This window comes from Enterobacter cloacae complex sp. ECL72, from assembly GCF_019056635.1.
GTDB lineage: Bacteria > Pseudomonadota > Gammaproteobacteria > Enterobacterales > Enterobacteriaceae > Enterobacter > Enterobacter hormaechei_C.
The window spans coordinates 22,829-47,927 of record NZ_CP077659.1 but is presented as its reverse complement, the minus strand read 5'-3'; the positions used below and the strand labels follow the sequence as shown (position 1 = coordinate 47,927).

Here is a 25,099-nt window from a genome sequence, read left to right as displayed (position 1 = left end):
GGATCGGTGCAGTGCCACCGGTTATTTCGGGAACTGATATGGGAACTATGATGGATTACGAAGAGTACTCTCCCAAAGAGCAACTACAGCTAACGGTCTGCCAGCGTCTGATCGCGGAAAAGAGCTATCTCTCCCAGGAGGAGATCCGCCGCGACTTACAGGAGCGGGGTTTTGAGACCATCAGCCAGTCCACCGTTTCACGTCTGCTCAAGTTGCTCGGTGTCATAAAAATTCGCAATGCCAAAGGGCTAAAGATTTATTCGCTGAATCCCCAGCTGCGCCCGGCCCCCGACGCGGCGCGTACCGTCTCTGAAATGGTGGTGAGCGTGGAGCACAACAGCGAATTTATCCTTATCCATACCGTCGCCGGATATGGCCGCGCGGTGGCGCGTATTCTGGATTATCACCAGTTACCGGAAATTTTAGGCGTGGTGGCCGGAAGCAGTATCGTCTGGGTCGCCCCCCGCGTGGTGAAGCGCACCGCACTGGTGCATAAGCAAATTAATTATTTACTCAGAACGCATTAATATTCATAAAGAACCGTTTGCATTGAGTAAAGCGTGCATTAAATCGCTTGATCCCAAAAGCGAGCTGCGTATAATGCCCGACAATTTGCCGGGAGGAAGCATGGTCAAGCGTGTACGACATATCGTCTTACCGCGTCTGAAATCAGACGCTGGCCTGCCGTTTTTCTTCCCGTTGCTAAACCTATTCCCAGAGCCCCTCATTTGAGGGCCTTTTTTTTGCCCGGCGTCAGGAGATAAACATGAATCCGCTTTATCAAAAACACATCATTTCCATAAACGACCTCAGCCGCGAAGAGCTGGAACTGGTTCTGGAAACCGCGGCAAAACTGAAGGCCAATCCGCAACCGGAGCTGCTGAAGCACAAGGTGATTGCGAGCTGCTTCTTCGAGGCCTCCACCCGCACCCGCCTCTCCTTCGAAACCTCCATGCACCGCCTGGGCGCGAGCGTGGTGGGCTTCTCGGACAGCAGCAACACGTCGCTGGGCAAAAAAGGCGAGACCCTGGCGGATACCATTTCAGTCATCAGCACCTACGTGGACGCGATTGTGATGCGCCACCCGCAGGAGGGCGCGGCGCGTCTGGCGACCGAGTTTTCCGGCGGGATTCCGGTGCTGAACGCCGGTGACGGTGCCAACCAGCACCCGACGCAGACCCTGCTGGATCTGTTCACCATTCAGGAGACGCAGGGCACGCTTGAGAACCTGAACATCGCCATGGTCGGCGACCTGAAATATGGCCGCACCGTCCATTCCCTGACCCAGGCGCTGGCGAAATTTAACGGCAACCGCTTCTTCTTCATCGCGCCGGACGCGCTGGCGATGCCGCAGTACATTCTCGATATGCTGGACGAAAAAGGCATCGCGTGGAGCCTGCACGCCAGCATAGAAGAAGTGATGGGCAACGTGGATATTCTCTACATGACCCGCGTGCAGAAAGAGCGTCTTGACCCATCCGAGTACGCCAACGTGAAGGCGCAGTTCGTCCTGCGCGCCAGCGACCTCGAGGGCGCGCGCGACAACATGAAGGTGCTGCACCCGCTGCCGCGCATCGATGAGATCACCACAGACGTGGATAAAACGCCGCACGCCTGGTACTTCCAGCAGGCCGGAAACGGCATCTTCGCCCGCCAGGCGTTACTGGCACTGGTTCTGAATCGCGAATTAGCTCTGTAAGGGGAGACGACCATGACACACGATAACAAACTCCAGGTTGAAGCCATCAAGCGTGGCACCGTGATTGACCACATCCCTGCGCAGGTGGGCTTTAAGCTGCTGACGCTGTTCAAACTGACTGAAACCGACCAGCGCATCACCATCGGCCTGAACCTGCCGTCGGGCGAAATGGGCCGTAAAGACCTGATCAAAATCGAGAATACCTTCCTGACCGACGAGCAGGTCAACCAGCTGTCTCTGTACGCGCCGGACGCCACGGTTAACCGCATCGACGATTACGACGTGGTGGGCAAATCCCGCCCAAGCCTGCCGGATCGCATCGAAAGCGTGCTGGTCTGCCCGAACAGCAACTGCATCAGTCATGCTGAGCCGGTTTCCTCCAGTTTCGCAGTGAAAAAACGCGCCAATGACATTGCACTCAAATGCAAATACTGCGAAAAAGAGTTTTCTCATTATGTGGTGCTGGCCAACTAATTGAGGTTGGTAATGAAATCCCGGCTGTTATAATGGCCGGGAACATTCTTAACGCTGTAATTCTGGAGAAAAAATGAGCAAAGTACTCGCGACGGAAAATGCACCAGCGGCTATCGGCCCATACGTTCAGGGCGTTGATCTGGGCAGCATGATCATCACTTCTGGTCAGATCCCAGTGAACCCAAAAACCGGTGAAGTGCCAGCCGACGTAGCGGCGCAGGCGCGTCAGTCGCTGGAAAACGTGCAGGCGATCGTCGAATCTGCCGGCCTGAAAGTGGGCGATATCGTCAAAACCACCGTGTTCGTGAAAGATCTGAACGATTTCGCCACCGTCAACGCCACTTATGAAGCGTTCTTCACCGAGCACAACGCCACCTTCCCGGCGCGCTCCTGTGTGGAAGTGGCGCGTCTGCCAAAAGACGTAAAAATTGAAATTGAAGCGATTGCCGTACGTCGCTAATTTATTTCAATAAAGAGAAGGCAGCTCAGGCTGCCTTTTTTATTGCGACCATTTTTACTCTCTCCAGGCAATGACGCATCCCCCACTCCATTAATAGACTGACGCTGCCTTGTTATATTCTAATTAATGGATGAAGAATGAAACTCTCTAAGATCGCGCTGGCCGTTGCCACATTAGCGGTTGCGTCTTCCGCACTTGCACACGGATATATAGAATCCCCCGCCAGCCGCGCTTATATGTGTAAGCTCGGCCAGAATATTGACTGTGGCTCTGTACAATATGAACCGCAGAGCGTAGAAAAGACCTCCGGCTTCCCGACGGGCGCAATGCCGCCTGACGGCCAGCTTGCCAGCGCCGGTATTGCCAGCTACTCCCAGCTTGATAAGCAGAGCCTGAACGCCTGGACTAAAAGCCCCATGACGGCAGGCCCGCATGAATTTGTCTGGCACCATACCGCGCCGCATAAAACCACCAACTGGCGTTATTACATTACCAAACAAAACTGGGACCCCAATAAACCGCTGACCCGTGACCAGTTCGAATTAACGCCGTTCTGTACTATTAACGGGAATGGTCAGGCACCGTCCATGACAAAATCCAAGACCTGTAATGTCCCGGAACGTACGGGCTACCAGGTTATTTATGGCGTGTGGGAAATTGCGGATACCACAAACAGTTTCTATCAGGCCATTGACGTTGATTTCGGTAACGGCGGCAACGTCACGCCGGACGATACCCCAGCGGTAATATCCCAGTGGAGTAAAACCCTGAGCGGACAGATTGCCGGGAATAACCTGAACGTGGGCGATAAAGTGATTGCACGCTTCTTCGACGCCAACGGGGAAGTTGCCGCCCTGCGTACTGAAATGACCATCGGCTCTTCAGAACAAGGCGACGCTAACCAGTGGTCCTACGATCTGGCGCAGAAGATCAACACCGCTCATAGCGATGTCCGCGTCGGTGTGAAAGATGAAGCCGGTGAAATTAGTCCGGTTCACGGCGCCAACAGCGTATTCGTGAAAGACGGCAGCACGCTGAAATCCGTTGCCATCTCTTATGAAGAGCAAAAAGCGCAGGTGAGCGAGACCATCGCCGTTTCCGATCTGCAATACAGCAAAATCGAACATGGCAATGTGATTGTAACCTTCCATGTGAACACGCAGGGTGACGTTAATTTTGAAGCGCACGTGATGAACCACCACGGTGCCGAAAAAGGTTACCTGAAGCAGGATATGAATAACGTCAATCAAAACGTGACCATGACGCTGACTGACGTCACGGCGGGCCACCATATGCTGAAATACTACGCCACCAACAAAGACGGCACCCTGTTCGCGCAGGACGTGCTAAACCTGATGCTGGAAAGCGACGCGGCGGACAGCAGCGGCCCGCATGACTTTATCTTCCCGGACAGCATTGCCTCTTACAAAGCGGGCACCGTGGTGTTACAGCCTAAAAACGGTAAGACCTACGAGTGTAAACCGTTCCCGTATAGCGGCTACTGCGTGCAGTACAGCCCAACCGCAAACCAGTTTGAGCCAGGCGTGGGCGCGCACTGGAGAGAGGCGTGGGTGCTGAAGAACTGAGTTGCCTTCACGCCCGGCGGCACTTCGTTTGCCGGGCCTACACGTCACGTAGGCCCGGTAAGCGTAGCGCCACCGGGCGCATTTGTTACTGATTCCGCGTCGCACGCAGCAGCGTTTCCAGCGGGTAAACCGCCGCAATCACCACCTCGTCCTGGATCTTCGCCGCATTATCCAGTTCGCTCTGGATCGACGCGATCTCGTTGTCGTCCAGCGTGCCCTGGCGCGCCACCAGATCCGTCAGCCTCAGGCCAATCGACGAAAGCTTGTCCACCTCCTGAATCACCGGCTTGATCGCCTTCAGCTGATAGCTGTTTTCGCTCAAGGCCAGCGCATCGCTGGTGTTGTTCTGCCAGCGGTTAAAGACGTGGCGCAGCGCGTCGGCGCTTTCCGTGTCTTCCGCGTCGCTCACCAGACGGTCCGCCCATTTATTCATCTGACGCACGATCGCACTTTCCGCGTTTAGCGCGTCAGCGAGCCGGTTGAGCGGCTCAAACTGATGATAGTTTCCGGCCTGGAACTTAAGATGCTGGCGGGTGTAATACTGCGCCGGTTCAAGCGCCTGGGCGAGAATTTGCAGCGGCAGGGTATCCGCATTGTTGGCGAGGCGCGTGAACTGCACCTGCTGCTGGGTATGCTGCTGTAGTCCAGCCGACACCGTCGACCAGCTGTCCATCGCCTGGAGCCGGGTATACATGTTGTCGATGTCGTTGACGTCCTTCGCCGACCATAGCCGCTCCGCCACCGCAAAGGCGCGCGGCCACAGACGGATATCAAGCACCGGCGCGACCACGTTTTCCGCCCACAGCGCGGCTTCGCCGCCGAGCAGATTGGCCTCGTTCGCCGGGTCCGGCACCACCGGCGGTATGCCTTTTGGCACCGCGTCCAGACGCGTGCCGTCGATCGGGTAGCGGGCGTTACCCACCAGGAAATAGCCGCTGAGCTTATCGTTCTCAACGGAAACGACCGGACGCGTTTCACCCATCCAGGTATCAACGGTAAACGTTACCTGGTTGTCGTCCCGCCACTGAATGTTCTCCACCGCCCGACGCGATTTCCCGGCAAAATCAATAAATCCGCGCCACCCGGCATCGCCTTTCACCAGCGTAAAGCTGCCTTCCACCGGCTTGCCTTTCAGACGCGGCATGGAGAAAGCCCAGCTCTGGACGCTGTCGGTGTCCGCTATCACATCCACGCCGTTCAGCCCCTGCGGCACAATTTCATTGCGGTAGTGGTAGGCGGTGGATTGCGGCTGATCGAGGTAGAAACCGGTTGAGAGAATGCCCTTATAGCCGTTCTGCGCCACCTGCCCCAGCGCGTCCTGTCCCTGCCAGGACTGGATCAGAATGCTTTTCGGCAGATCGGGATGGTAGATCTCATCCCAGCCAACCATCTGCCGGTGGTGCTTCTCAAGGATCGTCTCCAGCTTGCGGTTGAAATACGCCTGCAACGCGTGGCTGTCCGCCAGTTTGTTGTCGCGCATAAACGTCTGGATCGCAGCGTTCGCTTTCCACTGGCTGTCGTCAACCTCATCGCCGCCAATATGCAGATACGGATCCGGGAAGATCGCCGCCAGTTCGCTGACCATCGCGTCGGCAAAGGTATAAGTTGCCTCTTTGGTTGGATCCAGCACCGGCTTTAGCACGCCCCAGTGGCGCTCCATGGCGTACGGCCCCGGCGCGCTCATCAGCTCCGGGTAGGCGACGGCAATCGCCGAGGCGTGGCCCGGCATATCAATTTCCGGCACCACGCGTATGCCCCGCTCGGCAGCGTAACGCACAATCTCGCGCATCTGCTCCGGGGTGTAGAACAGCCCATCGCTGGCAAGCTGGGTCAGCTTAGGGTAGCGCTTTGAGCTGAAGCGCCAGCCCTGATCGTCCGTCAAATGCCAGTGCAGGACGTTGAGTTTGGCCGCGGCCATGCCGTCGATCTGGCGTTTAATATCCGGAATCGGGAGGAAGTGGCGCGCCGAATCGAGCAGCAGCCCGCGCCACGGGAAGCGCGGCGAATCTTCAATGGTCACCCACGGGATCGAGGTGTTTTCGGCGCCGTTCTGCATCAGCTGAAGCAAGGTTTCCATGGCGCGCAGCGCGCCGAAGCGGGTGTTGGCAGAGATATTTACGCCGTTGGCGTCCACCGTGAGTTTATAGCTCTCATCGCTGTCAGGCAGCGGCTGCGGCTTCACCTTTTTGGCGATGGCGATGCGGATGGTCGGCTTGTCAGGTTTTTCGGCCTGCGGCTGTAGCGTCCAGCCGGTTTGCAGCGCAATGCGCTGGCGCAGGCGGTTGACCGCATCCCCCAGATCGTCGCCGCTGACGCTCACAGAGAGTTGATTGTTAAGCACCAGCGCGCCCTGAGTGGTCGGGCGTTCAACCTTCGCAGGCCAGGGCATTAAGGGAAGGTCGCCTGCCGGGGCGGCAAAGGCGGAGGCGCCGAGCATGAGCCCGGCGGTTAAGAGGCTGTACCGTAACATGAATGTTCCTTATCTGACGGGCCAAATACAGGCAAAACATTCTGTTAACATGCGCTCAAATTGTCGTCAAGCGAATGCGCCGACGGAGATCACAGGTTGTTGAATTTGGGAGGAAAGCTATTGCCCGGTGGCGCTGCGCTTACCGGGCCTACGTTTCGGGAGTAGGCCGGGTAAGGCGAAGCCGCCACCCGGCAAACATAATTTACTGCCACCCATACCGACGGCTATAGAACCCTTTCACCATCTGCGTCAGCACCATGTAGCCCGCGAGGATCGCCACCAGCCACGGGAAGTAGCTCAGCGGCAGCGCCTGAAGTTGCAGGTAGCTTGCCAGCGGCGAGAACGGCAGCGCGATCCCGAGCGCCATTACAATGCCCGTCATCACAATCAGCGGCCACGCGGCACGGCTCTGGATAAACGGAATGCGACGGGTGCGGATCATGTGCACAATCAGCGTCTGAGACAGCAGTCCCACCACGAACCAGCCGGACTGGAACAGCGTCTGGTGTTCTGGCGTATTCGCATGGAACACAAACCACATCAGGCAGAAGGTCAGAATGTCGAAGATAGAGCTGATCGGCCCAAAGAACAGCATAAAGCGCCCCAGATCGGCGGGGTTCCAGCGCTGCGGCTTCTGGATCTGCTCGTCGTCCACGTTATCAAACGGGATCGCCACCTGAGAGACATCGTACATCAGGTTCTGGATCAGCAGGTGCAGCGGCAGCATCGGCAGAAACGGCAGAAACGCGCTCGCTACCAGCACGCTGAAGACGTTGCCGAAGTTGGAGCTGGCGGTCATTTTGATGTATTTGAGCATATTGGCGAAGGTGCGACGCCCTTCGATGACGCCCTCTTCCAGCACCATCAGGCTCTTTTCCAGCAGAATGATATCCGCCGCTTCGCGGGCAATATCCACCGCGCCGTCCACGGAGATACCGATATCCGCCGCACGCAGGGCTGGCGCATCGTTGATGCCGTCGCCCATAAAGCCCACTACGTGCCCTTCGCGACGCAGCAGAGTGACGATGCGCTCTTTATGCATCGGCGTCAGGCGGGCAAACAGCGTGGTGCGTTGGGCAAGCTCGGCCAGCTCATCGTCGGACAGGTGCTCAATGTCGCTCCCCACGACGACGTCGCCCGCGTCCAGGCCGACTTCGTGGCACACTTTGGCCGCCACCAGCTCGCTGTCGCCGGTGAGGATTTTGACGGTGATACCGCTCGCTTTCAGCGCTTTTAGCGCCGGCGCGGTGGTCTCTTTCGGCGGATCGAGGAATGCGATGTAACCTTCGAGGATCAAATCGGATTCATCGATACGCTGGTAGTCACCTTCCCGCGCAGGCAGGAACTTGCTGGCTACTGCCACCACGCGCAGCCCCTGACGGTTCAGGTTATCGGTGACGCGTTTGATGCGGCGCAGCATGGTCTCATCCAGCGGCACGATCTCGCCGTTATGGCGCACCTGCGTGGAAACATTCAGGATCTCCTGCAATGCCCCTTTGCAGATCAGCTGATGTACGTCCGCCTGCTCGCTGACCACCACCGACATGCGGCGGCGCTCGAAGTCGAACGGGATTTCATCCACCTTCTGCCAGCGACCGGAGAGCGTGCGGGCAGACTCCTCGTCCACCCCTTCCAGCACCGCCACGTCGAGCAGGTTTTTCAGCCCGGTCTGATAGTGGCTGTTCAGCCACGCGCTGTACAGCACCCGTTCGCTGGTCTTTCCGGCGATATCGGTGTGGTTCTCCAGCACGATTTTGTCCTGCGTCAGGGTGCCGGTTTTATCGGTGCAAAGGATGTCCATCGCGCCAAAGTTCTGGATGGCGTCGAGGTGTTTAACAATCACCTTTTGTTTAGAGAGTTTGACCGCCCCGCGCGCCAGCGTGGAGGTGACAATCATCGGCAGCATTTCCGGCGTTAAGCCAACGGCCACGGAGAGCGCGAACAGCGCCGCCTCCCACCAGTCGCCTTTGGTGTAGCCGTTGATCAGCAGGACAATCGGCGTCATGACCATCATAAAGCGGATCAGCAGCATGCTGACGCGGCCAATGCCTTTCTGGAACGCATTCGGCTCGCTCTCCTGCTCGCTGACGCGTCCGGCAAGCTGTCCAAACCAGGTATTGCCGCCGGTGGCGGTGACAATCGCCTGCGCGGTGCCGCTGACCACCGTGGTGCCCATAAAGCACAGGGTGTCGCACTCCAGCGGGTTCATCTGCTGCGGATCGCGGGTCCGCGCTACCTTCTCTACGGGCAGGGATTCACCGGTGAGTGACGCCTGCGCGACGAACAGATCCCGCGCCTGGATGACGCGTAAATCCGCTGGGATCATGTCCCCCGCCGCCAGCTTCACCAGATCGCCCGGCACCAGCTGGTCAATGGGAAGCTCAATCCAGGCGTTCTCGCCGAGGTCGTTAATCACGCGCGACACGGTGGCGGTGTTGCTGACCATTGCTTTCAGGGCGTCCGCCGCTTTGGTGGAGCGCGCTTCCTGAATAAAGTTCAGCAGCGTGGAGATCCCCACCATCAGGGCAATCACGCCTGCGGCAAACAGATCTTCAGTGGCGTAAGAGATAATCCCGAGCACCGTCAGCAGCAGGTTGAACGGATTGCGGTAGCAGAGCCACAGGTGGACCCACCAGGGAGAGGGTTTCTGCGCCGGGATCTGGTTATCGCCATGTTCCGCGCGGATTTTTAACACTTCTTGCGCGTTCAGCCCTTCCGGGTGGCCGCCAAAGGCGCGCCAGACTTCGTTTTCATCCATCGCCGCCACGTTCAGGCAGCGCTCGGTCAGGGAAGCGGGGATTGCCGCTCCCGCCATGGTGTTGGCATTTGGCAGCGGATCGCGCGCAATCAGGCGATGTGGCAGGTGACGGCTCAGCAGCGCTTGCAGCTGCCGGGTGATATTTTTCAGCATAGTCATTCCCCCGCATCCGCAAAGGCGGACGCAGTTTTCCCGCAGGCGTGGCAAAGCCGTACCTGTCAGGCACTTAATTTATCAAGCAGGAACGTATGAACGTTGCTGCCTCACGCCGGTGAGACAGCAAAAGGCTGGCTTACCGGAAAGAAGGTTTTCTCCTGGTCAGGAGAGGTGTGGGATCGGGATCCATGTGGCCTCCGGTAAGTAAAAAGTTGGGTATCGGCACGCAGTATAGTGATTTATCCATACCGTTTGTGACTAATCGGGCGGTATTATAACGCCCTGCAAATAAACCGAACGTAAACCAGACTTTGCCCATAGCGAATTCGCAGGATAGCATTAGGCTCAATTGATTATTTTATCGTTGTTACAGGGAATACAGCATGCAGAACCGCCTTACGATTAAAGATATCGCGCGTTTAAGCGGCGTGGGGAAATCGACTGTCTCACGCGTGCTGAACAACGAAAGCGGTGTCAGCGAGCGCACACGCGAGCGCGTCGAGGCGGTGATGAATCAGCACGGTTTTTCCCCTTCCCGCTCCGCGCGCGCCATGCGCGGGCAGAGCGATAAAGTGGTCGCCATTATTGTCTCGCGTCTGGATTCCCTCTCCGAAAACCTCGCCGTACAGACGATGCTGCCCGCGTTCTACGAGCAGGGCTACGATCCGATCATGATGGAGAGCAAGTTCTCCGCGCAAATGGTGGAGGAGCATCTCGGCATGCTTCAGCGCCGTAATATTGATGGGGTGGTGCTGTTCGGATTTACCGGCCTAAAAGAGGACGTGCTTAAACCCTGGCAGCCGTCACTGGTGCTGCTGGCGCGCGACGCCAGCGGGTTTGCCTCTGTCTGTTACGATGACGAAGGGGCGATCGTGATCCTGATGCAGCGCCTGTATGAACAGGGCCATCGGCATATTAGCTATCTCGGCGTGCCGCATGCCGACATCACCACCGGCAAGCGTCGCCACGAAGCGTACCTGGCGTTTTGTAAAAAACACAATCTTCCCGCCGTGGCCGCGCTGCCCGGTCTGGGTATGAAACAGGGATATGAACAGGTCGCCAGCGTGCTGACGTCACAAACCACCGCCCTGGTATGCGCCACGGATACCCTTGCATTGGGTGCGAGCAAATATTTGCAGGAGCAGCGCATCGGGGAACTGCAATTAGCGAGCGTGGGAAGCACGCCGCTGATGAAGTTCTTACACCCGGAGATTATCAGCGTTGATCCGGGTTACGCCGAGTCTGGCCGGCAGGCTGCCGCGCAGCTGATCGAGCAGATTACCGGGCGTACCGAGCCCCGTCAGATCGTTATTCCAGCCCATCTCTCATAATTCTTTTGAATAGATTATTGTGATCTTCGCCCGATTTCGGGAACGTTCCCATTTTCGCCGTCACGTTGAAGGAGTAGGCTTGCGCACAGGTCATAACCCCTATCACCATCTGTCATGAGGTTTCATGATGAGTAAAGTCAAACAAACAGATATCGATCAGCTGATCGTCCTGGTCGGCGGACGCGATAACATCGCCACCGTCAGCCATTGCATTACCCGCCTGCGCTTCGTGCTGAACGATCCGGCCAAAGCCAACCCGAAGGCCATTGAAGAGCTTTCTATGGTTAAAGGCTGCTTCACCAACGCCGGGCAGTTTCAGGTGGTGATTGGTACCGAAGTGGGCGATTACTATCAGGCTCTGCTGGCGACTACCGGGCACTCTTCCGCCGATAAAGAGCAGGCGAAGAAGGCCGCGCGCCAGAATATGAAATGGCATGAGCAGCTGATTTCCCATTTTGCGGAGATCTTCTTCCCGCTGCTGCCAGCGCTGATCAGCGGGGGCTTAATTCTGGGCTTCCGTAACGTCATCGGCGATGTGCCAATGAGCGACGGCAAAACCCTGGCGCAGATGTACCCGGCGCTGCAAAGCATCTATGACTTCCTGTGGCTGATTGGCGAAGCGATCTTCTTCTATCTGCCAGTCGGGATCTGCTGGTCCGCGGTGCGCAAGATGGGCGGAACGCCAATTCTCGGTATCGTGCTCGGCGTGACGCTGGTCTCTCCGCAGTTAATGAACGCTTACTTACTTGGTCAGCAAACGCCAGAGGTGTGGAACTTCGGCCTGTTTACCATCGCCAAAGTCGGCTATCAGGCGCAGGTGATCCCGGCATTGCTGGCGGGCCTGGCGCTGGGCTTTATTGAGACGCGCCTGAAGCGCATCGTGCCGGATTACCTCTATCTAGTGGTGGTCCCGGTCTGCTCGCTGATCCTGGCGGTGTTCCTGGCGCACGCCTTTATCGGTCCGTTTGGCCGCATGATTGGCGACGGCGTGGCCTTCGCGGTCCGTCACCTGATGACCGGCAGCTTCGCGCCAATCGGTGCCGCGCTGTTTGGCTTCCTCTACGCTCCGCTGGTGATCACCGGCGTGCACCAGACCACGCTGGCGATTGATATGCAGATGATCCAGAGCCTCGGCGGTACGCCTGTCTGGCCGATCATCGCCCTGTCTAACATTGCGCAGGCCTCGGCGGTAACCGGCATCATCATCGTCAGCCGTAAGCACAACGAGCGAGATCTCCGTTCCGGCTGCCATCTCCGCTTACCTCGGCGTCACTGAACCGGCGATGTACGGTATCAACCTGAAATACCGCTTCCCGATGCTCTGCGCGATGATCGGCTCCGGTCTGGCGGGCTTGCTGTGCGGCCTGAACAGCGTGATGGCGAACGGGATTGGCGTCGGCGGCCTGCCGGGTATCCTCTCCATTCAGCCCGCGTTCTGGCAGGTATTTGCGCTGGCGATGGCGGTGGCGATTATCATCCCAATGGCGCTGACTACTGTGGTTTACCAGCGTAAGTTCCGTCAGGGCACGTTGCAGATTGTTTAATTCTCTCTTTCGGGGCGCAGTTGCGCCCCTTCGCATTTGCAGGAACGTACTATGAATACCCTTCCTCACTGGTGGCAGAACGGCGTCATCTATCAGATTTACCCAAAGAGTTTCCAGGACACCACCGGCAGCGGCACGGGCGATCTGCGCGGCGTGACGCAGCGCCTGGACTACCTGAAAACCCTCGGCATTGACGCCATCTGGCTGACGCCGTTTTATATCTCCCCGCAGGTGGATAACGGTTACGACGTGGCGAACTACACTGCCATCGATCCGACCTACGGCACGCTGGACGACTTTGACGAGCTGGTTGCCCGGGCGCATGAACGCGGCATCCGCATCGTGCTGGATATGGTCTTTAACCACACGTCCACGCAGCACGCCTGGTTCCGTGAGTCGCTGGATAAAGCGAGTCCGTACCGCCAGTTCTATATCTGGCGCGACGGTACGCCGGATACGCTTCCCAACAACTGGCGCTCCAAATTTGGCGGCAACGCCTGGCGCTGGCACGCCGAAAGCGAGCAGTATTATCTGCACCTGTTCGCACCGGAGCAGGCGGATCTCAACTGGGAAAACCCGGCGGTGCGCGCCGAGCTGAAAAAAGTGTGCGAGTTCTGGGCCGATCGCGGCGTGGACGGCTTGCGTCTGGACGTGATTAACCTGATTTCAAAAGATCAGGATTTCCCGGACGATACCCTCGGCGACGGTCGCCGCTTCTACACTGACGGGCCGCGCATCCACGAATATCTTCAGGAGATGAGCCGCGACGTCTTTACGCCGCGTAATCTGATGACGGTGGGCGAGATGTCCTCCACCTCGCTGGAGAACTGCCAACAGTACGCGTCTCTTGACGGCCGCGAGCTGTCGATGACCTTTAACTTCCACCACCTCAAGGTAGACTACCCCGGCGGCGAAAAATGGACGAAGGCGAAGCCGGACTTCGTGGCGCTAAAAACCCTTTTCCGCCACTGGCAGCAGGGGATGCACAACAAAGCCTGGAACGCGCTGTTCTGGTGTAACCATGACCAGCCGCGCATCGTGTCGCGCTTTGGTGACGAAGGGGAACACCGCGTGGCGGCGGCGAAAATGCTCGGCATGGTGCTGCACGGGATGCAGGGCACGCCGTATATCTACCAGGGTGAAGAACTGGGTATGACCAACCCGCATTTCAGCCGTATCACCGACTACCGCGACGTGGAAAGCCTGAACATGTTCGCCGAACAGCGGGCTAACGGTCGCGATACGGATGAACTACTGGCGATTCTGGCGAGTAAGTCACGCGATAATGGCCGCACGCCGATGCAGTGGGACGCCTCGCATAATGCGGGCTTTACCGAGGCCGAGCCGTGGATTGGCGTCTGCGACAACTACGAAACCGTGAACGCCCGCGCGGCGCTGGACGACCCCAATTCGGTGTTTTACACCTATCAGTCGCTGATTCGCCTGCGCAAAACCTTGTCGGTACTGACGTGGGGGGATTATGAGGATCTCCTGCCTGACCACCCTTCCCTGTGGTGCTACCGCCGCCAGTGGCAGGGACAAACGCTGATGGTGGTGGCGAACCTGAGCCACGCGCGCCAGCAGTGGCAGCCCGTCCCCGTAGAGGGAGCATGGCGGGTGGCACTCAGCAACTATGAAGAGGTTCCCTTCCGACCCGATACGTTGCTATTGCGCCCGTTTGAAGCTATCTGGTGGGTGCAGGAATAAACCTCAGGAGATACAGCATGCTGTATCTCTTTTTTTATGTTTAGCGATACGCTAAATGTACGACGATAACTTTTACAATATGGCGCACTCAAAATAAAAATAGCCTGCCAATTAAATAACCTCGGCAGGATATTATGAAAAAGATAATTATTAAAGCAACGTGTATTAGCGCATTATTATTGAGCACGCAGGGATGGTGCGGAAATACGTCCGTCGATCTTCGCTTTGGTCATAATACACGCTCAGACGTAAATGATTCACGCATTAAGGTCATGCATCAGGCGAATAACGGTTTTTACTTCTCCGTTGAAGCCGCTCAAAACCATAACGATACGTTTTTTGGTGATACCGACAGATATAACCCAGACGACAAAGGGTTAACGGAAGCGGCACAGGAAATCGAAACGCGCTGGCGTTTCGATCTGGGAAATGGTTTCGCCGTTGCGCCTGGCATGGTGACGGTTTTCACCGCCAGCAATACGCATTACCGCCCCTTCATTCAGGGCTGGAAAGCCTTCGATAACGGTCTGAATCTCTCCGCCCGTTACCGCTATAACACCGTCAATGACGCGCACAGCGATAAAGAACTCGACGGCAGCGGTTATACTCGCCGCCAGTGTCGACCCCTGACGGGTAATCGCAATAATCTTCAACCCTTTGCGCAGCGCGTTACGCGCCATTTCAATCAGCGACTGCGTCTCCCCGGATTTACTGATCAACACCAGCGTCCCCTTCGATACGCGTGTCAACTGGTGCATGTCATTCAAAATAAGGTGCGGCAGGCTCGCCAGCGACAAAAAGCGCGACAGGTAGTTGAGGCTGGTGAGCGAGGCTCCCCGTGCGTAAAGATAGATATGGCTGGAATGCGTAAGCAACCTGGACACGTCTGTCACAATATCATCCGGCTGCGGCCCCACGTCGGGTGTAGCAGGTGCAGGTGTAAAATGGTCGCGTAAAAAACGGTACCGAAGCTCGGTATAGCTTTTATAGCCCATTTTTTTACATACACGATTAACGGATGTTGTCGTGGTAAAGGTATCACGGGCAATCTCTTTTGCCGATATATTAGAAATATTACACGCATGATGCTGAATGTATTCAAATATCAAACGTTCACTTCCCTGGAATGAATTCATCTATTACGCCCCGTTTAATCCCGAGATGATATTAACACAACAGAGAAATAGTCTCTGGAAGGCGCTTCACACATTGAATTTACGCGTATCACGATACGTAATTAGTATTAGCAAACATTAAAAACTGTTTTAGGTTCTCTTTATACTTCCCCTGTTTTCACATCCAGGGAATTATGACAATGACGAAACAAAAAGTTGTCGCGGTAACGGCCTGCCCGACAGGTATCGCACACACCTTTATGGCGGCGAATAAAATTATTGCATGGGCTAACGAGCACAATATCGAGGTAAAGGTCGAAACGCAGGGCAGCGACGGCGTTAAAAACCGCTTAACAAAACAGGATATCGCCTCCGCCACGGCCATTATTCTGGCAACCGACGTTCCCATTCAGGATGCCGAGCGTTTTGAAAACATTCCTCACCTTCAAACCCGCACACAAGAGCTGATCAAACATACCGATCGCTATCTGCGTCAGGCGCTGGCAAAGGAAAAAAACGTCACCACTGTCGCACAAGAAGACGATCTTCAGCGTTCGGCTTACCAGATTTTTATTGGCCATATTATGGCGGCCATCAGCTATATGCTGCCGGTGGTGGTGATGGGTGGGCTGATGATGGCGACGGCCAAAATAACCGGGCAGTTTATTAACATCGAACATTCGCCGTTCAGCGTGCTGGATAAAGTGGGCTTTATGACCATTAAGTTCATGTATCCCGTTTTTGCAATGTATCTGGCGTTTTCCATTGCCGGTAAACCGGCACTCATCCCCGGTCTTATTGGCGGCATCATGTCAGACGAAGTCTATAAGCGCTTCTTTGATATCGAAGGCTTTATGCCATCCGGCTTTTTCGGCGCCATTGGTATCGGCTTTTTTGTGGGCTATCTGGTGCGCTGGCTCAATGATTCGATTCACGTCCGCCAGCAGCTCACCACCATTAAAACCATGCTGCTCGTCCCGCTGATCACCGGCATTACGCTGGTGATGGTCATGGAATATTTGATTAACCCGATTTTTGGCTCGCTTAACCAGCTGATGGTGGTCTTTTTTACCTCGGCAGGTGACACCGGGCGCGGGTTCTATTCCGCGATGATCGCCGCGGGCACCGCGTTCGACCTGGGCGGTCCGGTCAACAAGGCGGCAGGCTCGGTCGCGCTCGGCCTGAACGGCATGAGCGAGACGTTTGATTTAACCGCCCGCGAACTCTCCATCGTGATCCCCTCCATTGGCGTCGGCTTTGCTGCGTTCCTCAACGGCCGCTTTGGATTACCGGATGTCTTTAGCCAGGAAGAGAAAACCGTCGGTAGCACCTCGTTGTTGCTGGGCGTGATTGGGATCTCCGAAGGCGCGATCCCGTTCATCCTGAAAAACCCACGTCTGATCCCGGTGTTCATGACCGGTGCCGTCGCCGGCGCGCTGGTCGCCATTACCCTTGGCGTGAAGCAGACGCTGCCTCTGCCAGCCGTCTGGGGCTGGCCGCTGGCAACCAACGTGGCGGGCTACCTGGCGAGCGTCTTTATTGGCGCACTGATTTGCGCCCTGGGCGTGCTCTATGTCAGCCCAAAGAACGCCAGATAAGGGGAACGTCATGAATCAGATCCACGTCATTGCCCATACGCACTGGGATCAGGAGTGGTATTTCACCCGTCAGGACAGCATGGTGCTGGCGTCATATAATTTTGCGGACGTCATCAACACGCTGGAGCAGGACTCCGCTTACACCTGCTATCACCTTGACGGACAGATGGCGGTAGTGGAGGACTTTCTCGCCATCAATCCTGATTATCGCGCCAGGCTGGAAAAGCTGGTCAGAGAAAAAAGGATCTTCGTAGGGCCATGGTATACCCAGACGGACACCTATAACGTGCATGGCGAATCGATTATCCGCAACCTGAAGTACGGCATTTTTTCTGCCCGGACGCTGGGGCATGCGATGCAGGTTGGGTATCTTCCGGATACCTTTGGCCACAATGCGCAAATGCCCACGATCTTGCAGGGCTGCAATATCGACAATATCGTCTTCTGGCGCGGTATCGATCACGACAGGCACGCCAAAAGCAGCCAGTTCCTCTGGCGCGCACCCTCAGGTGCGACCGTCATCGCCTGTGCGATGGCGCTCGGTTATGGCGCGGCTAAAAACATGCGTTCGGAAGCCTCCCATCTCCGGGGAAAAATCTACCCGATGACCACACTTTTGCGTTCACGGGCCGGTCTAAACGACCTGCTCCTGCCCTGCGGCGGCGATCAGGTCAGCATCGACCCGGCGCTGCCGAAAATTCTGGAGGTCGCCAGCGCACAGTCCCCGGATCAGGACCGTTACTTCATCAGCTCTCTGGAGCGTTATGTAGAAACCCTTCGCGCGCAGCGTGAACAGTTTGAGCTCTGGAAGGAGAGCTGAAATCGCCGCGCTACACCCGCATCCATAAAACGATCGGCTCCGTGCGCTACGACATCAAAAAGAAAAACGATGAGGTTGAACAATTCATCCTGCGACAGCTGGAGCCGACAATCGCAATGGCGCGTCACCAGGGGATTCCGGTCAACCTCGCGGTAGTCGACACCCTCTGGAAAAAGCTGTTGCGAAACCATGCCCACGATTCCATTGGCGGCTGTAATAGCGATGCCACCAACCGCGACATTCTGCATCGTATGGAACAAACCGAACAGCTGTGCCATAGCCTGTGGAATCTGGTGGTGAAAACCCTGGCCGCCGCCTGCGTTCAGGATGGCGACCTGCTGATTTTTAACTCGCTGGCTACCCCAACGCAGCGCGTGGTGATAGCCACACTGTATAGCCGGGCGGATAATATCGCCCTGACGCATCAGGGGCAGCCCATCCCTTTCGACGTCCTGGAAAGAGACATTCTGCCCGGCGGAACGGCGATCTCCCTTACCGCCGAGGGCGAGTGCGAGACGCCCCTTCTCCCTTATTACCGCTGGCACGTTGCGGTAAAGACACCGGTTCTGCCGCCGATCGGCTATCTCACCGTTAACGTTGAAGAAGACCCTGCGCCTTTCCTGGCGTCTGAAAAGATAAAGGGCAGCGAGATTGAGAATGCGCATTATCGACTGTCGCTGGATGCCGGAACGCTTACCCTGCATGACAAACGCAGCGGCAGACGTATCCCCTCTTTCTTTACCTTTGAAGACTGCGCGGACGCGGGCGACAGCTACGATTTCTCACCGCTTGCGGGCGACGCGCCGACGCGCTGTTCGCATTTTACGCTCGTCGACGGCGTAAAAACGCCGCTTGTCGAAAAGCTGACCGTCGAGGCCACAATGCGTCTTCCGCAGGATCTCGCCAGCCGTCAGGATACGGCCCGAACGCCGTTATCCATTCGTCTGGTCTGCGAATTACGCCACGACGATCCGAATCTGTATGTCGAGGCTTCGCTGGAAAACAGCCACTGCGATCACCGGCTACGTTTACTGATCGGCAGCGATGTTCACACCCGTCACGCTATCGCCTCACAGCCCTTCGCAATCATCCAGCGCGAAACGGGATATGACGGTGAACACTGGCAAGAACGCTATCGCGAGAAGCCCGTGGATATCGAAACCAGCGAGGGCATTATCGCTGTCACGGAACCGGGTAAAGCGCTGGTTGTGACTAGCCGTGGCATGAAAGAATTTCAGATTATCGGCAGCGAACCCGCTGCTATTGCCCTGACGATGTTTAAATCGACGGGCGTGCTCGGACGCAGCGATCTCGAATGGCGACCGGGTCGGGCCTCCGGCATCAATAATACGGTGGTTGAGACTCCTGATGCCCAGTTGCTGAAACCGTTGCGCTTTTCATTCACCGTCGCGCTGGCCGACAACGCCGACCACCTCACGCTGCGCCAGCTGGAAAATCAGGCGGCTGGACAGCCCTTCACCTACCAACGGCAAACGCTACACACGCTCGATCACCGTCTTGAGCGCTTTTCGTTGCGTCTGCCCGAGCGCAGGCTTCCGGCAGAGTTCTCGCTACTGACCGTGCCGGAGCCGCTCATCCTTTCCGCTCTGCCCCATGCGCAGCTGCTGCATGGCACCGTCTTACGCGTATTTAACGCCGGGACACAACCGGCTCCCGTCCCGGAAAGTCTGGCAGTGTTACGGCAGATCAACTATCTGGAAGAGCCGATGCAACCGGTAACGGCGATCCTCCCCTCCGCAACCTGCGATTTTTTGATTGAGGCTTAATATGAACTTGCTGGCATTGACGCATCCCGATCTGGTGTTTATCAACCCGCCCCAACGTACGCCGGAAGCAGTGATCCGTTGGCTCACCGAGCCGCTCGCCAGGCGGAAGGTCATCAACGATCGAGAGGCATTTATCGAAAGCGTTTTACAACGTGAAAGTGAAGGCCCTACCGCGCTGGGTGAAGCGCTCGCCGTCCCGCACGGTAAAACCGAGGCGGTGCAACAGGCGGCATTTTGTCTGGCGCTCTTTGACGATCCGATATGCTGGCCGGGGCTGGAGGGTGATGAAGAGGTGAGGATGGTTTTCCTGCTCGCCATTCCGCCAGCGGAAGCAGGCAGTACGCATATGCACCTGCTGACGACGCTGACCAGCAGACTCACGGATGAGCGGGTGCGTGAGCAATTGCTGGCGGCGCGTACGCGGGAAGAGGCGATGTCTGCGCTGAGTAATGAAGGTTCTCAAAAACAGGACGATGCCCCCGAAAGCTCTCTTCTCATCCCGTTGGTACTGGGCTGCATCGTTACCGTAGCCTTTTTGCAGGCAGGGTTGAGCTGGGCCTGCGGGGTGAGTTAATCGAGCAGCGCTCAGCACAGGCTCTGCTGAGCGCTTGTTTTTGTTGAATAATTAATCAGATTTTTCCTTCGAGTCTTTACAATTGCCCCAGCGCCCGCCGTATGTACTCTCGTCTTTTTACTTTGTTCTGCATCAAAAAAATCGCAAACTTGTTTGATGCAAATCACTATATGTAGCACTTAAAATGCACGCCGACCCAACATCTTGTATTTATCGTCTACTATTCCAACAACAAGACGGCGCGAACGCTGGCCGGAATTGTGGATAACACGAGCTGGGCACGCGGGAAGTCTTTGCCGCGGCGAGGAATACGTCCGGTGAATACTTCTCCACCTTTGTGGATAACCTGTTTTTAAAATGGAGTGATCATGACACCGCATGTGATGAAACGTGATGGCTGTAAAGTGCCGTTTAAATCAGAGCGCATCAAAGAAGCCATTCTGCGTGCAGCTAAAGCAGCGGGAGTCGATGACGCAGATTACTGCGCCACCGTCGCAGAAGTCGTTAGCAGCCAGATGCATGAACGCAGCCAGGTGGATATCAACGAGATCCAGACCGCGGTTGAAAACCAGCTGATGTCTGGTCCGTACAAGCAGCTGGCGCGCGCCTACATTGAGTATCGTCACGACCGTGACGTCCAGCGTGAGAAACGCGGTCGCCTGAACCAGGAGATCCGCGGCCTGGTAGAGCAAACCAACTCGTCGCTGCTCAATGAAAATGCCAACAAAGACAGCAAAGTGATCCCAACCCAGCGCGACCTGCTGGCCGGTATCGTCGCCAAGCACTATGCCCGCCAGCACCTGCTGCCGCGCGACGTGGTGTCTGCGCACGAGCGCGGTGAGATCCACTATCACGATCTCGACTACTCGCCGTTCTTCCCGATGTTTAACTGCATGCTGATCGACCTGAAAGGCATGCTGACCCACGGTTTTAAAATGGGTAACGCCGAGATTGAGCCGCCGAAATCCATCTCCACCGCGACGGCGGTCACGGCGCAGATCATCGCCCAGGTGGCAAGCCACATCTATGGCGGCACCACCATTAACCGCATCGATGAAGTGCTGGCCCCGTTCGTGGCCGAGAGCTTCAACAAACACCGTAAAACGGCGGAAGAGTGGCAGATCCCGGATGCCGACGGTTACGCCCGTTCCCGCACCGAGAAAGAGTGCTACGACGCGTTCCAGTCGCTGGAATATGAGGTAAACACGCTGCACACCGCCAACGGCCAGACGCCGTTTGTGACCTTCGGGTTTGGCCTCGGCACCAGCTGGGAATCACGCCTGCTCCAGCAGTCTATTCTGCGCAACCGCATCTCCGGCCTCGGTAAAAACCGTAAAACGGCGGTGTTCCCGAAACTGGTGTTCGCCATTCGTGACGGCCTGAACCACAAGTTTGGCGATCCGAACTATGACATCAAGCAGCTGGCGCTGGAGTGCGCGAGCAAGCGTATGTACCCGGACATCCTCAACTACGACCAGGTGGTGAAAGTCACCGGTTCGTTTAAAACGCCAATGGGCTGCCGCAGCTTCCTCGGCGTGTACGAAGATGAGAACGGCGAGCAGATCCACGACGGGCGCAACAACCTGGGCGTCATCAGCCTGAACCTGCCGCGCATCGCGCTGGAAGCTAAAGGGAATGAAGCGGCCTTCTGGACGCTGCTGGATGAACGTTTACAGCTGGCACGTAAGGCGCTTATGACCCGCATCGCCCGTCTTGAAGGGGTGAAAGCCCGCGTCGCGCCAATTCTCTATATGGAAGGAGCCTGCGGCGTGCGCCTGAAGGCGGACGATGATGTGTCGGAGATCTTCAAAAACGGTCGCGCATCGATCTCTCTTGGCTATATCGGCATTCACGAAACGATTAACGCGCTGTTTGGCGACAAGCACATCTATGACAACGACGCCCTGCGTGAGAAAGGTATCGCGATTGTGCAGCGCCTGCGCGATGCGGTAGACCAGTGGAAAGAGGAAACTGGCTACGGTTTCAGCCTGTACAGCACGCCGAGCGAAAACCTCTGCGATCGCTTCTGCCGTCTGGACACCGCCGAGTTCGGCATCGTGGAAGGCGTGACCGACAAAGGTTACTACACCAACAGCTTCCACCTCGATGTGGAGAAGAAGGTGAACCCGTACGACAAGATCGACTTTGAAGCGGCCTATCCGCCCATTGCGAACGGCGGTTTTATCTGCTACGGCGAGTACCCGAACATTCAGCACAACCTGAAGGCGCTGGAAGACGTGTGGGATTACAGCTATCAGCACGTGCCGTACTACGGAACCAACACGCCAATTGACGAGTGCTACGAGTGCGGCTTTACCGGTGAGTTCGAATGCACCAGCAAAGGCTTCACCTGCCCGAAATGCGGTAACCACGACGCAGCCCGCGTCTCCGTGACCCGCCGCGTGTGCGGCTACCTCGGCAGCCCGGATGCCCGTCCGTTTAACGCCGGTAAGCAGGAAGAGGTGAAGCGCAGGGTGAAACATCTGGGGAATGGGCAGATCGGGTAATCCGCTGCCACGTTAATGCCCGGTGGCGCTGCGCTTACCGGGCCTACGGACCGCTCTCTTTTGTAGGCCGGGTAAGCGCAGCGCCACCCGGCGTGGTTATTCGCGATGAACTATCACCAGTACTACCCCGTCGACATCGTCAACGGCCCCGGCACCCGCTGTACCCTGTTTGTATCAGGCTGCGTTCACGAGTGCCCCGGCTGCTACAACAAAAGCACCTGGCGCCTGAACTCGGGTATGCCGTTTACCGCTGAGATGGAAGACCGCATCATCAACGACCTGAACGACACGCGCATCAAACGCCAGGGGATCTCGCTCTCCGGCGGCGACCCGCTCCATCCGCAAAACGTGCCGGCGATCCTGAAGCTGGTAAAACGCATCCGCCGCGAGTGCGCAGGAAAAGACATCTGGGTCTGGACGGGCTATAAGCTGGATGAACTGAATGCGCAGCAGATGGAAGTGGTGGATCTGATTAACGTCCTGGTCGACGGCAAGTTCGTGCAGGATCTAAAAGATCCTATGCTTATCTGGCGCGGCAGCAGCAACCAGGTTGTGCATCATCTGCGTTGAATGAAGGCGGATATCCTCTGTCCGCCTGAACGTCAAAACCGACTCAAACTCTCCATCGCCTCAGCCTTAAACGCCGCAAAATTCTCGCACTGGCACAGGCGCGCCATCGCGCGTTCACGCAGGAAGGTGACAAAGATGTCGTAAATCGCCATTGCCTCTTCGTACTCGCTTTTGCTGATGGCGAGCAGGAAGATGACATGAGCGGTTTCATCTCCCCACTGAATGCCCTGCGGCGCCAGCACGGTGTAGACCACCGTTTTTTGCGCCAGCAGCCCGAGGGAGTGCGGCAGCGCGATGCCGTCGCCGAGCATGGTGCTGACGATGGCTTCACGCTCGATAACCGATTCCAGAAACTCCGCGCCGACAAAACCTTCCCCTTCAAGCTGCCCGCACAGTTCGCGGAACAGCGTTTGCTGGTCGACAGGCTTGTCGAGAATGCGGAAATGGGCCGCGTCGAAGTATTTTTCCAGCATCCACGTGCGGGTGCGATCCACCAGCACCAGCTTGCCGATCTGCTCTAACTGATAATCGGTCGGGAACGGGGCGATCATCACCACCGGTTTGGATTTTTCGCTCACGCGGGCGGTGGAGATCACGAAGTCTTCGCCAATGGCATCGGCAAGCTCGTACTCACGAAGGGTGAGCGTGCGCGTCACCTCAATCTGCGGATATTTACGCTGAAGTACCGCCTCGATCATGCGCACCATCGCGTTACCGGCGTCGCACACCAGCAGCACCCGCGGCTGGCGCTGGTAGCCGATATTGTAATGGCGCTCCAGCCCGACGCCGATATGCAGCACCAGAAAACCAATTTCGTTTTCGCTGATCACATACGGGGTGTATTTGCCCCAGCTCGACACCGCCGCGAGGGTCATATCCCACGCCATCGGGTAGTGCTGCTTGATGTTATCCAGCAGCGGATTGGGGATCATGATTTGATACCGCACGCGGGTAATCATGGTTTTGATGTGCGTGAGCAGATCTGCATGCAGTTGCTCATCGCTCAGCAGGTTGTAGTTATAGTGGGTGTTGATGTAGCGCAGAATGTAGTTGACCAGGGCTTCGTCGTCGTCGGCGTTAATCGCGCTGGGGGCGATCTCCTGGATCTGCCGCGCCGCAATGTGCACACACAGCCAGCTCTCTTCTGACGGCGAAAGCGCTTTGCCCGCCAGCTCCTGGATAGCCACCGCGATATCTTTCGCCGCCTCACGCACGTTCTCTTCCACGTCCTCCGCGTGGAATTCCGGCAGCGGATACCCCTCGCTGATGCGCCGCACCGACACCGCGCAGTACAGGCGCAGGAACAGCTCGCCTTCATCGGTCAGGCGAATGTGATGGCGCGTCAGCGCATCGTGCAGCACCGGCACCATCTTTTCCGCCACCCCCGCATTCAGCGCCACGTCGGTCACCAGCGGGTTCAGGCTGTCCTGCTGCGCCAGCTCCCACAGGAGGTCGGTCAGGCAGGCGCGGATCGCCATCTCGCTGCCAAACAGCTTCATCCCGTGGCGCGGGCGGGTTTCCAGCGTCAGGTTATAACGGTGAAACCACTCGCGCACTTCCACCATGTCGCTCTGCAACGTAGCCCGGCTGACGAACCACTCATCGGCCAGATCCTCCAGCTTGAGGGAAAAGGCTGACGTCAGAAAACGCACCACCAGATAGTGCACGCGCTCCGGTCCGGTTCGCGGAATACGCAGCGCGCGCGGGTGGGACGCCTGCAATTGTTGATAGCGCACCACATCATTAATTTTGAGCTGATAGCCGTTGCCCCGGCTCAAAATGAACTGCGCGCCGTGGCTGGCCAGCAGCGCGTTCAGGGCGGTGATATCCGCCCGGACGGTTCGCGTGGAGACCGACAGCCGCTGCGCCAGCTCGTCCTGTGGCAGCGTCTCGTTTTGCAACAGATCGAAAAGTTGCGCTAAACGTTGGTTCGGAAATCGCAC

Annotated in this window: 15 protein-coding genes and 5 pseudogenes; 15 read left to right on the top strand and 5 right to left on the bottom strand. The window is 57.0% G+C overall.

Going from position 1 to position 25,099, the window contains the following annotated elements:
- The first annotated feature begins 47 nt into the window (after positions 1-47).
- Entirely contained in the window at positions 48-527 is a 480-nt protein-coding gene (locus tag KTH07_RS00215; protein WP_003863366.1) for an arginine repressor, read from the top strand.
- A 3-nt stretch (positions 528-530) separates the two neighbouring features.
- Here KTH07_RS00215 and KTH07_RS00210 read toward each other — a convergent pair.
- Positions 531-648, bottom strand: a pseudogene (locus tag KTH07_RS00210) (hypothetical protein).
- On the opposite strand from KTH07_RS00210, the gene KTH07_RS00205 reads away from it, so the two are divergent.
- The 5 genes from KTH07_RS00205 to gbpA all read left to right on the top strand — a co-directional run bounded on the left by KTH07_RS00205 (position 628) and on the right by gbpA (position 4,219).
- On the top strand, positions 628-732 hold the full coding sequence (locus KTH07_RS00205; RefSeq protein ID WP_071524139.1) for a pyrBI operon leader peptide: 105 nt from the start codon (positions 628-630) through the stop codon (positions 730-732). The pseudogene KTH07_RS00210 and the gene KTH07_RS00205 sit on opposite strands and share 21 nt — an antisense overlap.
- 34 nt (positions 733-766) lie before the next feature.
- Entirely contained in the window at positions 767-1,699 is a 933-nt protein-coding gene (pyrB, locus tag KTH07_RS00200; RefSeq protein ID WP_003863368.1) for an aspartate carbamoyltransferase, read from the top strand.
- Positions 1,700-1,711: 12 nt separating this feature from the next.
- Positions 1,712-2,173, top strand: a complete 462-nt coding sequence (gene pyrI, locus KTH07_RS00195) for an aspartate carbamoyltransferase regulatory subunit (protein WP_003863370.1) — start codon at positions 1,712-1,714, stop codon at positions 2,171-2,173.
- A 73-nt stretch (positions 2,174-2,246) separates the two neighbouring features.
- Entirely contained in the window at positions 2,247-2,633 is a 387-nt protein-coding gene (ridA, locus tag KTH07_RS00190) for a 2-iminobutanoate/2-iminopropanoate deaminase (protein WP_003863373.1), read from the top strand.
- 137 nt (positions 2,634-2,770) lie between these two features.
- The gene (gene gbpA, locus KTH07_RS00185) at positions 2,771-4,219 is read left to right on the top strand and encodes an N-acetylglucosamine-binding protein GbpA (protein WP_032634094.1); all 1,449 of its coding nucleotides are present in this window, start codon (positions 2,771-2,773) and stop codon (positions 4,217-4,219) included.
- An 85-nt stretch (positions 4,220-4,304) separates the two neighbouring features.
- On the opposite strand, the gene KTH07_RS00180 is transcribed toward gbpA, so the two are convergent.
- Positions 4,305-6,689 (bottom strand): beta-N-acetylhexosaminidase, encoded by a 2,385-nt coding sequence (locus tag KTH07_RS00180; protein WP_032620840.1) that lies wholly within the window; start codon positions 6,687-6,689, stop codon positions 4,305-4,307.
- 202 nt (positions 6,690-6,891) lie between these two features.
- The gene (mgtA, locus tag KTH07_RS00175; protein ID WP_032620944.1) at positions 6,892-9,600 is read right to left on the bottom strand and encodes a magnesium-translocating P-type ATPase; all 2,709 of its coding nucleotides are present in this window, start codon (positions 9,598-9,600) and stop codon (positions 6,892-6,894) included.
- A 386-nt stretch (positions 9,601-9,986) separates the two neighbouring features.
- Between mgtA and treR the strand changes: the two genes are divergently transcribed.
- The 4 genes and pseudogenes from treR to KTH07_RS00155 all read left to right on the top strand — a co-directional run.
- Positions 9,987-10,934, top strand: a complete 948-nt coding sequence (treR, locus tag KTH07_RS00170) for a trehalose operon repressor TreR (protein ID WP_017383908.1) — start codon at positions 9,987-9,989, stop codon at positions 10,932-10,934.
- 127 nt (positions 10,935-11,061) lie between these two features.
- A pseudogene (gene treB / locus KTH07_RS00165) lies at positions 11,062-12,478 on the top strand (PTS trehalose transporter subunit IIBC).
- Between the two features lie 51 nt (positions 12,479-12,529).
- Positions 12,530-14,185 carry an alpha,alpha-phosphotrehalase gene (treC, locus tag KTH07_RS00160; protein WP_023295820.1) on the top strand — a complete coding sequence of 552 codons (1,656 nt, stop codon included), beginning with the start codon at positions 12,530-12,532 and terminating at the stop codon, positions 14,183-14,185.
- Positions 14,186-14,319: 134 nt separating this feature from the next.
- Positions 14,320-14,802: pseudogene (locus KTH07_RS00155) on the top strand (oligogalacturonate-specific porin KdgM family protein); the annotation flags it as partial.
- Here KTH07_RS00155 and KTH07_RS00150 read toward each other — a convergent pair.
- Positions 14,785-15,321, bottom strand: a pseudogene (locus KTH07_RS00150) (MurR/RpiR family transcriptional regulator); the annotation flags it as partial. The pseudogenes KTH07_RS00155 and KTH07_RS00150 overlap by 18 nt on opposite strands.
- Positions 15,322-15,500: 179 nt before the next feature.
- Here KTH07_RS00150 and KTH07_RS00145 point away from each other — a divergent pair.
- From KTH07_RS00145 to nrdG, 5 genes and pseudogenes are all read left to right on the top strand, one after another.
- On the top strand, positions 15,501-16,898 hold the full coding sequence (locus KTH07_RS00145; protein ID WP_071842881.1) for a PTS fructose transporter subunit IIC: 1,398 nt from the start codon (positions 15,501-15,503) through the stop codon (positions 16,896-16,898).
- Positions 16,899-16,908: 10 nt separating this feature from the next.
- Positions 16,909-19,505, top strand: a pseudogene (locus tag KTH07_RS00140) (glycoside hydrolase family 38 C-terminal domain-containing protein).
- 1 nt (position 19,506) lies between these two features.
- Positions 19,507-20,079, top strand: coding sequence for a PTS sugar transporter subunit IIA (locus KTH07_RS00135; protein ID WP_015572515.1), 573 nt, complete (start codon positions 19,507-19,509; stop codon positions 20,077-20,079).
- 368 nt (positions 20,080-20,447) lie between these two features.
- The gene (nrdD, locus tag KTH07_RS00130; RefSeq protein WP_217310867.1) at positions 20,448-22,586 is read left to right on the top strand and encodes an anaerobic ribonucleoside-triphosphate reductase; all 2,139 of its coding nucleotides are present in this window, start codon (positions 20,448-20,450) and stop codon (positions 22,584-22,586) included.
- Between the two features lie 105 nt (positions 22,587-22,691).
- Positions 22,692-23,156 carry an anaerobic ribonucleoside-triphosphate reductase-activating protein gene (gene nrdG, locus KTH07_RS00125; RefSeq protein ID WP_023302982.1) on the top strand — a complete coding sequence of 155 codons (465 nt, stop codon included), beginning with the start codon at positions 22,692-22,694 and terminating at the stop codon, positions 23,154-23,156.
- Between the two features lie 32 nt (positions 23,157-23,188).
- On the opposite strand, the gene KTH07_RS00120 is transcribed toward nrdG, so the two are convergent.
- Positions 23,189-25,099, bottom strand: coding sequence for a transcription antiterminator (locus KTH07_RS00120; RefSeq protein ID WP_032634096.1), 1,911 nt, complete (start codon positions 25,097-25,099; stop codon positions 23,189-23,191).

Excerpts from the sequence above, each read along its gene's own strand:
- KTH07_RS00215 (WP_003863366.1), top strand. The coding sequence starts at position 48 with ATGATGGATTACGAAGAGTACTCTCCCAAAGAGCAACTACAGCTAACG.
- KTH07_RS00205 (WP_071524139.1), top strand. The coding sequence starts at position 628 with ATGGTCAAGCGTGTACGACATATCGTCTTACCGCGTCTGAAATCAGAC.
- pyrB (WP_003863368.1), top strand. The coding sequence starts at position 767 with ATGAATCCGCTTTATCAAAAACACATCATTTCCATAAACGACCTCAGC.
- pyrI (WP_003863370.1), top strand. The coding sequence starts at position 1,712 with ATGACACACGATAACAAACTCCAGGTTGAAGCCATCAAGCGTGGCACC.
- ridA (WP_003863373.1), top strand. The coding sequence starts at position 2,247 with ATGAGCAAAGTACTCGCGACGGAAAATGCACCAGCGGCTATCGGCCCA.
- gbpA (WP_032634094.1), top strand. The coding sequence starts at position 2,771 with ATGAAACTCTCTAAGATCGCGCTGGCCGTTGCCACATTAGCGGTTGCG.
- KTH07_RS00180 (WP_032620840.1), bottom strand. The coding sequence starts at position 6,689 with ATGTTACGGTACAGCCTCTTAACCGCCGGGCTCATGCTCGGCGCCTCC.
- mgtA (WP_032620944.1), bottom strand. The coding sequence starts at position 9,600 with ATGCTGAAAAATATCACCCGGCAGCTGCAAGCGCTGCTGAGCCGTCAC.
- treR (WP_017383908.1), top strand. The coding sequence starts at position 9,987 with ATGCAGAACCGCCTTACGATTAAAGATATCGCGCGTTTAAGCGGCGTG.
- treC (WP_023295820.1), top strand. The coding sequence starts at position 12,530 with ATGAATACCCTTCCTCACTGGTGGCAGAACGGCGTCATCTATCAGATT.
- KTH07_RS00145 (WP_071842881.1), top strand. The coding sequence starts at position 15,501 with ATGACGAAACAAAAAGTTGTCGCGGTAACGGCCTGCCCGACAGGTATC.
- KTH07_RS00135 (WP_015572515.1), top strand. The coding sequence starts at position 19,507 with ATGAACTTGCTGGCATTGACGCATCCCGATCTGGTGTTTATCAACCCG.
- nrdD (WP_217310867.1), top strand. The coding sequence starts at position 20,448 with ATGACACCGCATGTGATGAAACGTGATGGCTGTAAAGTGCCGTTTAAA.
- nrdG (WP_023302982.1), top strand. The coding sequence starts at position 22,692 with ATGAACTATCACCAGTACTACCCCGTCGACATCGTCAACGGCCCCGGC.